We start from the raw sequence: 14,116 nt of genomic DNA, 5'->3' as shown, positions 1-14,116 counted from the left end.
TAATATACTATAAAGAAAAAGCAGAGACTAAGTTTATACTCTGCTTTTTTATTGTCTATAGTTACTATAAATGTTGACTATAAAAAAAAGATATGATACTATAAAAGAAAATGATAATCAATATCAATTAAAAAGAAGGTGATTTAATTGAGTAATATAATGTTTGCGTTTTTAATAACTTTGTTTGCTGGCTTGTCTACTGGAATAGGAAGTTGTATAGCGTTTTTTGCTAAAAAGACCAATACTAAATTTCTTTCTGTAAGTTTAGGCTTTTCTGCTGGTGTTATGATTTATGTATCTATGGTAGAAATATTTCCTAAGGCACAAGATGCTTTAACGAAGTCTATGGGAGAAAAATTAGGAAGCTGGTCAACTGTAATAGCTTTTTTTGCAGGAATGGCTATCATTGCAATTATTGATAAGTTAATTCCTCAAGAAGAAAATCCTCATGAGATAAAGAAAATGGAAAATGTAGATGAAAAAAATATACAAAAAAATAAATCTCTCTTAAGAACTGGGATATTTACAGCAATGGCTATAGCAATTCATAATTTTCCAGAAGGATTAGCTACATTTATATCAGCGCTTGATGATGCTACAATAGCAATACCAATAGCTATAGCAATTGCTATACACAATATACCAGAAGGAATCTCTGTATCTGTACCAGTGTATTATGCTACAGGAGATAAAAAGAAAGCTTTCTATTATTCTTTTTTATCTGGAATGTCAGAACCTTTAGGAGCAATTATTGGATATGTACTTCTTAGAAATTTTCTAAATGATACTACACTTGGAATTGTATTTGCCATTGTTGGAGGTATTATGGTATTTATATCCCTTGATGAACTACTACCATCAGCTAGAGAATATGGTGAACATCATTTATCAATTTATGGATTAATTGCAGGAATGATTGTTATGGCTATTAGTTTATTGCTATTTAAATAGATTTTTAGATATCTAATTGTAACCTAAAATTAATATCAAAATGATATAATTATTAAAATAGATTATTATATGTCAAAAATATCATTTTGGAGGTGAATCTTATGGAAAAGAAAATGAAGTTTAAATTTGATTGGTATAGTTCACCTGATAGGATAGAAGAATGGTTAGAAGATATGGAAGAACAAGGATATAACTTATATAAGATAAGTAAACTTGGAGGAATCTTTTATTTTTACAAAGGAACTCCAAGAAAAATAAAATACGCTATTGATTATTATTATGATGCTGAGGAAAATTATTTTAATAAATATAAGTCTAGAGGATGGAACCTCATATTTAGAAGTATTGGTAGTTTTATAGGTACATCTTCATGGTATGTATGGACTAAAACATATGAAGATGTACCTCCTAAATTATATAGTGATTTAGATAAAAAAGATAAAGTAAAATCAATTTTATTCATGAATTTATTTTTATTTACTATTTTAGTAGTTATTTTTATATATTTATTGTTCACTGAAATAAGAAATTTATTTAATGGTTATGGAGTAGATATTTGTACTATCGCATTACAAATCATGTTATTAACTTTGTATTTGGTACAATTATATAGAAGAATAATGTATTACTTAAGGATTAAAAAATTAAATAAGTAAAGGTGGAGAGTGTCTTAAAGTGATTTTAAAAAATTATTTTAAGACACTCTCTTTTTATATTGATAAATTATCATTTTATTTTTGAACAAGTATTTTTATTCAAAAATACATTATTTATGGTTGCCATTTTATGTTAAAGGACAGTATAATATAATTAAAGTATGTTATAACATACAAAAATTAATATATATTATCCAAAGGGGGATTTTAAATGAGTCAAACTGATAGAATAGAAGCATTTAGACAAGAATACGTTAATTCTAAACCTATGATATGTTGTGAAAGGGCTAGAATTTTTACAGAATCACATAAAAAGACTGAGGGAGAAGCCATATGTATAAGAAGAGCAAAAGCTTTTTTAGATACATGCAAAGAACTTCCTATAAAAATATTTGAGAATGAATTAATTGTAGGTACAGCTGGTAAATTCAGAAGAACAGGTATATTAACACCAGAATTTTCTTGGCAATGGGTAGATAAGGAAATGGATACTTTTGATGAAAGAACTCAAGACCCATATGTAATATCAAAAGATCAAATAGAATTTATAAGAAAAGAGATATTTCCATATTGGAAGGGTAAATCTTTGGAAGAAGTTTTTTTAGCAAGAATTCCAGAAGATACAGCTAAGATATTGGTAGATACAGGAATAATAGATAATGATTCTAAGTGGAGACAGGCAGTAGGGGAAGTAACTCCAGATTATCAAGATATATTATTTGTAAAAGGATACAAGGGTATCAAGGAAGAAGTAGATAAGAAGATAAAAGAACTAGACATATCAATTTCAGAAAATATTGAAAAAATAGATTTCTATAAGTCTGTTTCTATCGTTGCAGATGGTATCATGACATTGGCAAATAGATATTCAAAACTTGCAAAAGAAATGAGTGAATCAGAGAAAGATTCAAAAAGAAAGTTAGAACTTATAAAAATATCAGAAGTATGTGAGAATGTACCAGCAAATCCTCCAACTAGTTTTTATGAAGCGATACAATTTGTATGGTTTGTGCAATTAGGTGGTGTTTTATCTGAAAATCCATTAGCGTTGAACTTAGGTAGATTTGACCAATATATGTATCCATATTATGAAAAAGATACTAAAGAAGGGAATATAACTAAATCAGAGGCTCAAGAGTTGATAGAGGCGCTATGGATTAAGCTATCAGAGTGGGTATGGACAATATCAGCAAATACAGCAAATTATTTTGCAGGATACAACCAATTTCAAAACCTTACTGTTGGTGGCAAAAAGAGAAATGGAACTGATGGAACTAATGATATTTCATATATGTGTTTAAAGGCAACAGAAAGTGTAAAAACTCATCAACCAGGTTTAAGTGTTAGAATAAGTCAGGGAGCACCAGATGATTTTGTTATGGCAGTTGCGAAATTGGTAAAACAAGGTACTGGTTTTCCTGCTATACACAGTGATAGTGCAGGAGCACAAATGTTACTTCAAGATGGATATGATGCAGAAGATGCAAGAGATTGGAGCAATTGTGGTTGTGTTGTTCCTCACTTTAGAAAGACAGGTCAATGGACTTCAGCAGTAAATATTAATTTTGCAGCAGCACTGGAATATGCTATGAATGAAGGTAAGAGTAGATTAACTGGAGAAAAAATGGGATTAGATGTAAAAAATATCAACGAATTTGCATCTTTTGAAGAAGTTAAAGAAGAGTTTTTAAAGCAACTAGCATATCTTATAAAAAATTCTGTTATAGGAACTACTGTTGCTCAACAAATTCATAAAGAAATAGTACCGAGACCATTTTTATCTACTTGTGTAGATGGTTGTTTGGATAAAGGTATTGATTTGAGTAAAGGTGGAGCAAAATACAATATAGGACCTGTCTTAACAGGTATAGGATTAGGTGTAGTTTCAAACTCATTGGCAGCTATAAAAAAATTAGTATTTGAAGATAAGGTTACTACATTAGAAGAGTTAACAAAGGCATTAAATAATGATTGGGAAGGCTATGAAGAATTAAGAAAGTTTGCTTTAGATGTCCCTAAATATGGAAATGACAATGATTATGTAGATTCATTGGCTATTGAAGTTTCTGATTTTTATTATAGTGAAACTAGAAAATATAAGGATATTTTTGGATCTAAATTTAATAGTGCATTTATGGGTATATCAAACTATGTTCCAACTGGAAAAATAGTAGGTGCAACTCCATGTGGAAGAAAAGCCACAAAACCTTTGACAGAAGGAGTTTCTCCATTTGTTGGAACTGATACAACAAGTCCATTAGCAGCTATGAAATCTGCATCAAAAATAAATCATGATGTTCACACTGGAGGAACACTTCTAAATTTAAGATTTAATCAAGATTTGGTTGAAACAGAAAGAGGACTTAGAAACCTAGCTTCTATGGTTAAATCGTATTTTGCACTAGGTGGATTCCATGTACAATTTAATACAATATCAAATGATGTCTTATTAAAAGCTCAAGAGAATCCAGAAGAATATAAAGATTTATTAGTGAGAGTTGCTGGGTATAGTACTCAATTTGTTAATTTATCAAGAGAGATGCAAGATGCTATAATAGCTAGAAACTCACATAGTAAATTTTAATTATGAGGTAGATTATGAGTAAAAAAGGTAAAGTTGTAAAGGTACAACATTTTTCAGTAAATGATGGTGATGGAATAAGAACTACTATATTTTTAGAAGGATGTAAATTAAAATGTAAGTGGTGTTCTAATCCAGACTCATGGAGCAATATAGTAAAGCTAGGAGTTATGAAGGATAAGTGTATATCTTGTAATAGGTGTATAGATGTTTGTCCTCAAAATATAAGTTCATTATCTGATAGAAGTCAAATAAATAATAAGTGTGATTTGTGTGGAAGATGTGTTAAAACATGTCTCAATGATGCTATCTGTATAATGACTGAAGAGATGAGTGTTGAAGAGATTGTAAAGGAAGTTGAAAAAGATTTTATATTTTTCTTTGAGTCTAACGGAGGAGTAACTTTTTCTGGAGGAGAACCCACACTTCAAATTGATTTTTTAAGAGAATTAGTTGATGTTTTTTATAATAAAGGTATAAACATAGCAATTGAAACTTGTGGATATTTTGAGTGGAATAAAGTGAAAGATGTCTTTGAAAAAATAGACCATATATTTGTAGATATAAAATCTATGGATGATAATGTTCACAGAGCATATACAGGAGTAAGTAATGAGATAATATTAGAAAATATATGTAGACTTTCAAAATTAAACAAATCTATGGTTATAAGAGTACCAATTATTTCTGGAGTGAATGATAGTGAAGAAAATATAAGAAACACTGCATTATTTGTAAAACAAAATGTTTTAGGTGGAAAGATGGAATTACTTCCATATCATAAATTTGGACTTGATAAATATAAAGCATTAGGGCTTGAAGATTATATGTATGAATTTGATGAAATTTGCAATAGCCATATGTTAAAATTAAAAGAGATAGTAGAACTTACAGGCGTAAAAATCATAGAATACAAATAGACTATCAGGAGGATTTTAACATGGATAATAAATTTCCTAATGTAGGAGAAAATTTAAGGTTATTAAGACAAGACATGGGCATAAGTTTAGATAAAGCTTCAAAGATGACAGGAGTTAGTAAAGCAATGCTGGGACAGATTGAAAGAGGTGAATCTAGCCCCACTGTATCTACCTTATGGAAAATTTCATCTGGATTCAAAATAAATTTTACAACACTGTTAAATGAAAATACAAACACTTATGAGGTTATAAAAAAAGAGGATGTGGAACCTATTATTGAACAGCAAGGCAATATGAAGTTATATCCCATATATCCTTTTAGCCCTCAAAGAAGGTTTGAACTTTTTATAATTGAGCTTGAAGCAAATTGTACTCATGTTTCATCTACACATAGTCATGTTCTGGAAGAGTATGTACTTGTAATAGAAGGTAAACTTGAGCTTAATGTAGATGGAAAAACTTATATTTTAGAGTCTGGACATTCAATTAGATTTGATGGGACGCTAGAACATTTATATAAAAATTTAAATAATGGAAGAACTGTATTTCATAATATAGAAGTTTATAGATAATTTTATAGTTATCCATTTTGGGAATAAATATTTATTACCAAAATGGATAACTTATTTTTGTAATGTCGAAAAGATTTGTATACATGTACTAACATTATTGTTTTAAAATAAACATAAAAGCATTATAATAATATTAATAAAATATAATAAAGAGGAAGAATATATGATTATGAAAGTTTTATTGACAGTATTAGTATTAGCAATCTTATATATTCTGTATAAGTATGAAACTCAACATATAGAAACAATAGAATATACCATATTTAATGAAAAAATTCCAAAGGAATTTAACGGCTTTAAAATAGTTCAAGTAAGTGATTTACATAATAAGGTATTTGACAAAAACAATAACAAAACATTGATAGATAAAATTGAATCCTTAAATCCAGATGTTATATTTATAACAGGAGATTTAGTTGATGGAGAAAATAAAAATTTTCAAATTGCATTAGATTTAATTGATAATTTAGTAAAAAAATATGAAGTATACCATATAATTGGAAATCATGAACAAAAATCTTTAATAAAAAAATACAAACATCTATATGAGGATTATTTTAAGGAATTGTATTCAAAAAAAATAATAAATATGGAAAATGAATCTGTAAGAATATATAAAGGAGATAGTTATATTAATCTATATGGTTTAATCATACCATTGGGATGCTATCCATATTTTTTTGCTAATAACAAAAAGTTAGAATTGAGTGACAGTTTTGTAGAAGATAAGTTAGGTAAAATAAACGAAAATGAGTATAATATACTTTTAGCTCATACGCCGTTCTTCTTTGAAAAATATGTAAAATGGGGCGCTGATTTAGTTCTGGCTGGTCATGTTCATGGCGGTATAATAAGAATACCTTTTATTGGAGGTGTACTATCTCCAAATAGAGAGTTTTTTCCTAAGTATGACTGGGGAAAATATGAAAAAGGTAGTAGCACTATGGTTTTAAATAAAGGCTTAGGAGGCTCAAAAGTTCTTATTAGACTTAATTGTAAACCAGAAGTAGTAAGAATTACATTAAGGTCTAATTAATAAGGTTTTTTGTGTATATAAACATCAATGACATATATATAAAATTGATGTAAAACCATATCAAATAGATACAATTATAAATTTTTAATAATTATTTGATTGATGCAAATAAAATGCTATTTTTAGCATGTAATATTTAAAATATAGGGGGTAGTCAAAAATCATGGGTGATATGAGTAGATTTTATGAATCTGTAAAAAACAAATATCCAAAATTAAAAGATGGAACTAGAGTTCATATGTGGCCAAAAGAAAATATCATAATTGGTCCCATTTATGATGAGGCAAATGGATATGAAAAAAGTATAGGGAGTGTGGATAGTTTAAGTTGGAAGCAAGTTGTTGTACTAGCAGAATGTGATGGGAAAAATACTACTAAAGATGTATTAGATATATTATCCAACAGATACAGAAATATCCCTGATATGAGAGATAAAGTTATGGAATTTTTTATGTTTTATGATAATGAGTATTTAACCTTTGAAGATGAGGCACAAACATTATCAAGTGTTTTTGAGATAACAGGAAATAAAGTATATCTTACACCTTTATACTTTACAATAGAGATAGATGGTAATGACAATAGGGTTCAATATTTTTCTGAAGTTATAAGCTTATTAAAGTGTATGTATGAAAAAGGATGTAGGTTTATAGAAGTTATTGGTGAAGATATTCTAAAAAATAAAGATATGAAAGAAGTATTTCAATATATGTTAGACCATTTTGACTTAATTATAGTAACTAAAGATAGTTTTACTATTGAAAGAAGTTTGATAAGAGAATTAGATGATTATCGTCATAAAGTAATATGGAATGTATATTCAGAGAATGACAATATACATGTTAAATTAAAAGAAGATATAAAAATAACTAGTTTGATAAAAAGAGGGCATACAGTAGTAAGAGGAGCTAGAGGAAAAGCAATAAAAATAGAAGATATGAGGTTTAAAGATATAAGAGAAAGATTTTCAAAATATGGTGCAGAATGGAGCCATGTATACATTTCTTCTGACGGCAGTGTAAAATCTTATTCCATTCAAAAAGATAAAAGAGTTTATTTAGGCAATATATTTGACAATTCAGTTGAGGAAATTTTCTTAGAGATGCAAAATAAGATTGATAATCTAGAAATTGTATATCAATAATTATCAAAATTAAGTTTTAGGAATAATTTATAGATTGGTTGTTTAGTTTTGTGTCAATAATCGTTAATGAGGTGATATAACTTGTTAAGATTGTTGAACAAATTTTTTTATGATGTTTTACTTAAATGCTGGCTTTTTATGATGTTATGGATTTTTAGAGGACTTTTTACAGAGACAAAATTAGTCAAAAATTTTAAACTTCATAAAATATTTATGTAAAAATCATATAAAATTCATATAACAGATGTATTATATAGAGTATAGAAAGACTAGCTTAAAAACCATAATATAATACCCTATTGTAATGATAACCCTCCCTCACATCCTCAAATAGAGTTATCATTACAAGAATTAATCCATAAATTTAAAATTTATGGTTTTTTTTTATTTAATTTGTTTTATTATCTAGGAATATGATTTATTATAGAATATATAATAAGTAATATAAAATACATTTGATTAAGTTTTTGACATGTTTTTAACTATACTAATAAGGAGGAGTATTTATGAATGTAAATAATCGCAAGTGCCCAGAGTGTGGTGAACATAGTAAAAAATTTGAAGTAATAGAAGAGAGTGAGGAGTGTGTGACATTTGAATGTTACACTTGTGGAACTATATCTATACTAAAGTATTGTGACAACTGTAAAGAATTTGTATTTGTAAATATTCCAAACAATGTAGAGACATATGAGTATTGTTGCAGTAAATGTAATAATAAGATTTAATATAATTAAAATATATAATTTCATATGTCGTTTATACAGATATCATATAAAATTCATATATGTAATGTATTATAGAAATATAGAAAGAACTAGCTTAAAACATAATATAATTACCCTAAATTTATAATGACAACTCTCCCTCACATCCTCAAATATAGTTGTCATTATAAAATACTTTGGCTGTTTCAAAAATGTAAAATCATTTTAGAAGCAGTCTATTTTTTTGCAAAAAAATAAAGAAGGCAACGGGAAGCCTTCTTTCGTGTAAAAAAAGTTTAATTTTTTGTTAAGATTTGTTTGTTTATTTTATATTATCTTTATAATATGTTTTTATTTGAAGGTTGGCAATGGATTTTGCACAACTGGTCATTATGAATGTAAAAGTGGAATATTATTAATAAATAATAATTACAAAATTGTAATTATTATTTATTAAACAAATGCGTAAAATATTACATTAATGGGTATATAATTAATAATATACTAGTTTGGGGAGGATAAAATTATGAATTATAAAACAATCATATTAAATAGAAAGTCTGTTAGAGAATATAAAAAGGCAGATATTAAAGAAGAGTATCTTAGTGAGATTAAGAAATACTCAGAATCTTGTAAGAAACTAGTTCCAGAGATAGAAGTTGATATAAGAGTAATGAATAGAAGTGAAGTTTTTGACAATTTAGATAAAATAGCAGGATATAAAGGAAATATGATAGATGCTCCAAGTTATATTATAATATTATCTGAAGTAAAAGATAATTACATCGAAAATTCAGGATACATAGGAGAAAATATAATTTTTAAGGTAACAGACCTTGGAATAGGCTCTTGTTGGGTTACTTTTGAGGATAGCAAAAAGGTATTAGATAAACTTGGTATTGACTCAGACAAAGAGGTAACAGGAATTATTGCTATTGGATATGGAGAAAATGCAAGCAATACTAAAGTACTAAATGCTACAAAGACTGGTGAGAATTATTCAAAATCTGATATGCAAGTTGTTTCAGACAATAGTTCTTCTCGTTTAGGTGTAGAAGAAGTAGTTTATATGGATGAGTGGGGAAATAATGCAAATACAAATATATTAGAAGAGAGAGCACTTCTTGATGCATTCCATTATGCAAGATTAGCTCCATCTACATTAAACAGACAGCCATGGAGATTTATAGTTGATGGAGGAGTTGTAGTTTTAGCAGTTAGAAAAGATGGTCATACTAATCTATATGAAGAAAAAATAGATATTGGTATAGTTATGCTTTATTTTGCAACAATAATAAGTGCAACTATGTTTGAGTTAAAATGGAATTTAGGTACTCCAGATAAAGATTATAAAATACCGGAAGAATATAAAATAGTTGGATATTGTAATATATAAAACAGTTTAATATTTAATTTAGTTTTACTTAAATTAATTTCTATAAAGAGATCAATAACATTATATAGAATAATGTCATTGAACTCTTTTGTTGTATAATTTAATTTTAGCATTATTAGTTGACAAATTTTATGTAAAAGAGGATTATTAATGTAAATTATTGGATTTGATATAAAGCCAATATAAAATTGATAGCTAAATGAGTAAATGTTATACTTTAAACTGAATCTGTATCTATTTTTGAAATAGTATTTTAAAGCTTACAATTTTGTGCATAGATTGAGAGGTATATTATTTTATTAAACTGTATAATTTGCTTGGAGGGAATGTTAAATGGAATGGATAAATAAATTAAATCAAGCTATTACTTACATTGAAGACAATCTTGAAAGTGGAGTGGATTATGCAGAAGCAGCAAAAATTGCATGCTGTTCCACCTTCCATTTTCAAAGAATGTTCTCATATATTGCAGAAGTACCTTTGTCTGAATATATTAGACGTAGACGTATGACTAAGGCAGCGCTTGAACTACAAAATAGTAATATCAAAATTTTAGAGCTGTCTGAGAAATATGGTTATGATTCGCCTACATCTTTTAATAGGGCTTTTCAAAACATACATAATATTTCTCCATCTGCTGCTAGAGCGAAAGGCGTTATTTTAAAAGCATATCCTAGGATAACCTTAACTATTTATGTAAAGGGAAATGTAGAAATGCAATATCGTATTGTGGAAAAAAAGGGATTTCGTATTGTTGGAGTAAAAGAACATATGAATATGATTGTAGAGGAGTGTTTTGATAAGGTTCCCAAGTTATGGGCTAAATCTATACAAAGTGGAATGATTGAAAAACTTTTGAAATTAATAAATCATGAACCTTATGGATTACTTGGAGTCAGTACATGTATGAATGGAAAGGACTTAGACTATTATATTGCTGCACCAACAGATAGACATACTTTAGAAAATACTTATGAATATTTTATACCATCAGGTACATGGGCAGTATTTGAATGTGTTTCTCCAATGCCAAATGCTACTGCTATACAGGAATTGCAAAAAAGAATTATTACTGAATGGCTACCAAGTTCTGGGTATGAGTATGCTAGTTTACCAGATATAGAACTTTATCCTAAAGGTGATATTAATGCTCCTGATTATACAGTAGAAGTTTGGATTCCAATTAAGAAACAAATTCAAAACTAGAGAAATAAGATGAAATTTTAAAATAGCAGACTAAAAATAGTCTGTTATTTTTTGTGAAATATGGAAAGTAAACTTTACATAAAACGTATATAGGTGTATAATTATGGAAAGTAAACTTTACATAAAATGAAATGATTTAAGGTGATAAATGTGAAAAATAGATTAGAAGAAATAAGAAAAAAGAAAGGGATAAAGCAAGAAGAGCTTGCCATTGCCTTACAAGTCTCAAGACAAACTATTGGTTCATTAGAAAATTGCAGATATAACCCATCAATTATTTTAGCATTTAAAATAGCAAGATATTTTGATATGAGTATTGAAGAAATATTTATTTATGAGGAGGAGTAAAAATGAAAAAGAACAGATTATATATAGGTATTGTTTATCTTGTTTTTGGAGTTTTATTTATTTTATTAGCTACATTGACAGAATTTTCATTTGAAGCTTTTATATGGGGACTTGCTGGAGCATCTTTAGGTCCTGGAATATGTATGATACTCCAGTATATATATTGGAGTAAACCTGAAAGGGCTAAAGAGTATGAGAAAAAGGTAGAGAATCAAATAATAGAGATGAATGATGAGAGAAGAGTTATGTTACGTGATAAATCTGGACGTATTACCAACCAAATTATGTCTTATGTTTTAGTGATTATTATATTTATAGTATCTATATTGAGTGTATTCTCAGTAATGGTAATAAGTAAATGGGTTTTAATTGGGCTTGGGTTACTTCTTTTATTTCAATTTATTTGTAGCGTAGTTGTATATAATAAATTGGATAAAAAGTTGTAATAAAAAATTAAAAATCACAATAAAAATATTAACGTTTTAAGTTTTAGATTTTTAAGATAATTTCAGATGATATCTTTAATAATTATATATACAAATTTATAAAAAGCCACAAGTATATATTATATTTTGTGGCTTTTTTATAGATAAAGATTATATAGGCTTTAAAGAAAAATATTGTAGTACTTTATTTCAGAGTAATTTCTATATGCTTTTAAAGGGATTAATCTTCATATAAATCGCCACTGTTTTCTTTATTAAGAGTTCCATCCAATTCAACCATTAGAAATTTTGTAAGTTTTTTAACTACAGGTCTATGTAGTGTATTTTTGGGTACAATAATAAATTCTCCTTCCTCAACTTTTGTTAATCCTTCTTGAGTTTCTAACTCAAACTCTCCTTCGATTACATAAAATAGTTCATCTGATTTTTCATGAATATGAAAATCTAAGCTTCTATTTGCCACTTGAACAACACTTAGTACATTATTATTGATAATTCCTATTTTTTTATAGATGTATAGTTGTTCGATATTATTTACTTCTTTAATTATATTAGATTTTGTTAACATTATAAGCCTCCTGTAATTATTGGTTTTATTTGACTTTTAGTATATGTATATGCTAACATTTATTTGACTATTTGTTAAATAGATTGATTAGATTATATCAATCTTAAATTTAGATAATACTGGAGGTGTAATAAATATGGAGTTAAAACATCTGAAGACCTTTTTAACACTTAGTAAAATCAAAAATTTTACTAAAACTGCTGAATATCTTAATTATGCACAATCAAATATTACAACTCATATACAGCAACTAGAAAAAGAATTAGATGTACACCTTTTTGAGCGTATAGGAAAAAGTGTCACACTAACTAGAGAAGGAGAAATGTTAATTCCCTATGCAAAAAAAATGATTCTACTTTCATCTGATATTAAAAATATGTATGAAAACCACACTGATTCAGGGCGTATTGTTATTGGGGCTTCAGAATCTATTTGTATTTTTAAACTACCTGAAATTATTAAAATATATAAAGAGAAATATCCTGATGTTGATTTGTTTTTGAAGACTTTGGATTCATCTGATTTTATTCCATTACTTGCAGACAATACAATTGATGTTGCGTTTATCCTTGATTCTCCTGTTACTGATAAGTCTGTTGTTTCTGTATTGAAAAATGATGAGCCAATATGTATTTTATCTGCTCCAGATAGTAAACTAGTGTTAAAAGAAAATGTGTATATTCAAGACTTTCAAGATATTCCTTTTATTTTAACAGGGGAGGGCTGTTGTTATCGAAGTCTATTTGAAAAAGAATTATCTGAATCAGCTGTAGTTCCTAAAATAGTTCTTGAAACAGGGAGTATTCAGGTAATTAAACAAACAGTGCTTAGTGGTCTTGGGTTGTGTCTTCTCCCAGAGCTTGCAGTAGAGAAGGAATTAAAAAGGCATGAATTAATTAAGATTCCATATTCTACAAACTATAATATTGTTTCTCAACTCATTTATCATAAAGATAAGTGGATGTCTAAGAATCTTTGTGATTTTATTTCTATTGTTAAACAGATGTACTAGAGTATTTTTAAATTGGTTATGTTACACGAATAGAAAATATAGACTACTTTAAAGCAGTCATAATTGCATATTTTGGATAAGTTGAAGTTTACTGAATAAAAGCTAGAAACAAATCAAAAATCATTTATTTCCATACATAATATTGAAAGTAAAAGAATAAGTTTTAATGAATATTTAGGGAATATGGCAATAAAAAAGCTCTTTAGTCTAAACTAAAGAGTTGTAATTTATTGGTGCCGCTGATGGGACTCGAACCCATATGGTTTCCCGTACGATTTTGAGTCGTATGCGTCTGCCAGTTCCGCCACAGCGGCTTATATTTTAAATCCGAACTACTTGTATATCCTACCAGATTTTCTGAGAACATGCAAGAGGAATATTGAATACAAAACACTCATTAAACTGTCAAAATATCATAAATACTAGCATTTTCTTACGCAAACTTATGAATCAACACAGTTGATTTTGAGTTAATTGCATCTACCAATTCCATCACTCGGTCATGTCATGTTTATTATTATAGCAAAAAAATATATTGTTTGCAACATATTTAATTTTAATATACTATTATTA

Annotated in this window: 14 protein-coding genes and 1 tRNA gene; 13 read left to right on the top strand and 2 right to left on the bottom strand. The window is 27.7% G+C overall.

Going from position 1 to position 14,116, the window contains the following annotated elements; translation table 11 throughout:
* The first annotated feature begins 159 nt into the window (after positions 1-159).
* The 12 genes from zupT (at position 160) to KGF52_RS02830 (ending at position 11,963) form a co-directional block, all read left to right on the top strand.
* Entirely contained in the window at positions 160-951 is a 792-nt protein-coding gene (gene zupT, locus KGF52_RS02885) for a zinc transporter ZupT (RefSeq protein ID WP_413894786.1), read from the top strand.
* Positions 952-1,052: 101 nt separating this feature from the next.
* On the top strand, positions 1,053-1,607 hold the full coding sequence (locus tag KGF52_RS02880; RefSeq protein WP_227839080.1) for a DUF2812 domain-containing protein: 555 nt from the start codon (positions 1,053-1,055) through the stop codon (positions 1,605-1,607).
* Between the two features lie 211 nt (positions 1,608-1,818).
* Positions 1,819-4,191, top strand: a complete 2,373-nt coding sequence (locus KGF52_RS02875) for a formate C-acetyltransferase/glycerol dehydratase family glycyl radical enzyme (RefSeq protein ID WP_227839079.1) — start codon at positions 1,819-1,821, stop codon at positions 4,189-4,191.
* 14 nt (positions 4,192-4,205) lie between these two features.
* The gene (locus KGF52_RS02870; RefSeq protein WP_227827049.1) at positions 4,206-5,108 is read left to right on the top strand and encodes a glycyl-radical enzyme activating protein; all 903 of its coding nucleotides are present in this window, start codon (positions 4,206-4,208) and stop codon (positions 5,106-5,108) included.
* 20 nt (positions 5,109-5,128) lie between these two features.
* Complete coding sequence (locus KGF52_RS02865) at positions 5,129-5,680, top strand: helix-turn-helix domain-containing protein (protein WP_227434053.1); 552 nt, start codon at positions 5,129-5,131, stop codon at positions 5,678-5,680.
* A 163-nt stretch (positions 5,681-5,843) separates the two neighbouring features.
* Positions 5,844-6,716: a metallophosphoesterase gene (locus KGF52_RS02860; RefSeq protein ID WP_227839078.1), complete on the top strand. Its 873-nt coding sequence runs from the start codon at positions 5,844-5,846 to the stop codon at positions 6,714-6,716.
* Between the two features lie 163 nt (positions 6,717-6,879).
* Entirely contained in the window at positions 6,880-7,860 is a 981-nt protein-coding gene (locus tag KGF52_RS02855) for an SPASM domain-containing protein (protein ID WP_227839077.1), read from the top strand.
* A gap of 506 nt (positions 7,861-8,366) precedes the next feature.
* Positions 8,367-8,588, top strand: coding sequence for a hypothetical protein (locus tag KGF52_RS02850; protein WP_227827053.1), 222 nt, complete (start codon positions 8,367-8,369; stop codon positions 8,586-8,588).
* Positions 8,589-9,093: 505 nt separating this feature from the next.
* Positions 9,094-9,963 carry a nitroreductase family protein gene (locus tag KGF52_RS02845; protein ID WP_227839076.1) on the top strand — a complete coding sequence of 290 codons (870 nt, stop codon included), beginning with the start codon at positions 9,094-9,096 and terminating at the stop codon, positions 9,961-9,963.
* Between the two features lie 333 nt (positions 9,964-10,296).
* The gene (locus KGF52_RS02840; RefSeq protein WP_227839075.1) at positions 10,297-11,169 is read left to right on the top strand and encodes an AraC family transcriptional regulator; all 873 of its coding nucleotides are present in this window, start codon (positions 10,297-10,299) and stop codon (positions 11,167-11,169) included.
* Between the two features lie 150 nt (positions 11,170-11,319).
* Positions 11,320-11,517, top strand: coding sequence for a helix-turn-helix transcriptional regulator (locus KGF52_RS02835; protein ID WP_227839074.1), 198 nt, complete (start codon positions 11,320-11,322; stop codon positions 11,515-11,517).
* A gap of 2 nt (positions 11,518-11,519) precedes the next feature.
* Positions 11,520-11,963 carry a hypothetical protein gene (locus tag KGF52_RS02830; RefSeq protein ID WP_227827056.1) on the top strand — a complete coding sequence of 148 codons (444 nt, stop codon included), beginning with the start codon at positions 11,520-11,522 and terminating at the stop codon, positions 11,961-11,963.
* A 220-nt stretch (positions 11,964-12,183) separates the two neighbouring features.
* On the opposite strand, the gene KGF52_RS02825 is transcribed toward KGF52_RS02830, so the two are convergent.
* Positions 12,184-12,531, bottom strand: a complete 348-nt coding sequence (locus KGF52_RS02825) for a cupin domain-containing protein (protein WP_227827057.1) — start codon at positions 12,529-12,531, stop codon at positions 12,184-12,186.
* 136 nt (positions 12,532-12,667) lie between these two features.
* Between KGF52_RS02825 and KGF52_RS02820 the strand changes: the two genes are divergently transcribed.
* Entirely contained in the window at positions 12,668-13,543 is an 876-nt protein-coding gene (locus tag KGF52_RS02820; protein WP_227839073.1) for a LysR family transcriptional regulator, read from the top strand.
* A 231-nt stretch (positions 13,544-13,774) separates the two neighbouring features.
* Here the strand turns inward: KGF52_RS02820 and KGF52_RS02815 are convergent.
* A tRNA-Leu gene (locus tag KGF52_RS02815) sits at positions 13,775-13,857 on the bottom strand.
* Between the last annotated feature and the right edge of the window lie 259 nt (positions 13,858-14,116).

The organism is Clostridioides sp. ZZV15-6597 (genome assembly GCF_020657815.1).
Classification (GTDB): domain Bacteria; phylum Bacillota; class Clostridia; order Peptostreptococcales; family Peptostreptococcaceae; genus Clostridioides.
This window is presented reverse-complemented; position numbering and strand designations above follow the sequence as displayed.

Excerpts from the sequence above, each read along its gene's own strand:
- zupT (WP_413894786.1), top strand. The coding sequence starts at position 160 with ATGTTTGCGTTTTTAATAACTTTGTTTGCTGGCTTGTCTACTGGAATA.
- KGF52_RS02880 (WP_227839080.1), top strand. The coding sequence starts at position 1,053 with ATGGAAAAGAAAATGAAGTTTAAATTTGATTGGTATAGTTCACCTGAT.
- KGF52_RS02875 (WP_227839079.1), top strand. The coding sequence starts at position 1,819 with ATGAGTCAAACTGATAGAATAGAAGCATTTAGACAAGAATACGTTAAT.
- KGF52_RS02870 (WP_227827049.1), top strand. The coding sequence starts at position 4,206 with ATGAGTAAAAAAGGTAAAGTTGTAAAGGTACAACATTTTTCAGTAAAT.
- KGF52_RS02865 (WP_227434053.1), top strand. The coding sequence starts at position 5,129 with ATGGATAATAAATTTCCTAATGTAGGAGAAAATTTAAGGTTATTAAGA.
- KGF52_RS02860 (WP_227839078.1), top strand. The coding sequence starts at position 5,844 with ATGATTATGAAAGTTTTATTGACAGTATTAGTATTAGCAATCTTATAT.
- KGF52_RS02855 (WP_227839077.1), top strand. The coding sequence starts at position 6,880 with ATGGGTGATATGAGTAGATTTTATGAATCTGTAAAAAACAAATATCCA.
- KGF52_RS02850 (WP_227827053.1), top strand. The coding sequence starts at position 8,367 with ATGAATGTAAATAATCGCAAGTGCCCAGAGTGTGGTGAACATAGTAAA.
- KGF52_RS02845 (WP_227839076.1), top strand. The coding sequence starts at position 9,094 with ATGAATTATAAAACAATCATATTAAATAGAAAGTCTGTTAGAGAATAT.
- KGF52_RS02840 (WP_227839075.1), top strand. The coding sequence starts at position 10,297 with ATGGAATGGATAAATAAATTAAATCAAGCTATTACTTACATTGAAGAC.
- KGF52_RS02830 (WP_227827056.1), top strand. The coding sequence starts at position 11,520 with ATGAAAAAGAACAGATTATATATAGGTATTGTTTATCTTGTTTTTGGA.
- KGF52_RS02825 (WP_227827057.1), bottom strand. The coding sequence starts at position 12,531 with ATGTTAACAAAATCTAATATAATTAAAGAAGTAAATAATATCGAACAA.
- KGF52_RS02820 (WP_227839073.1), top strand. The coding sequence starts at position 12,668 with ATGGAGTTAAAACATCTGAAGACCTTTTTAACACTTAGTAAAATCAAA.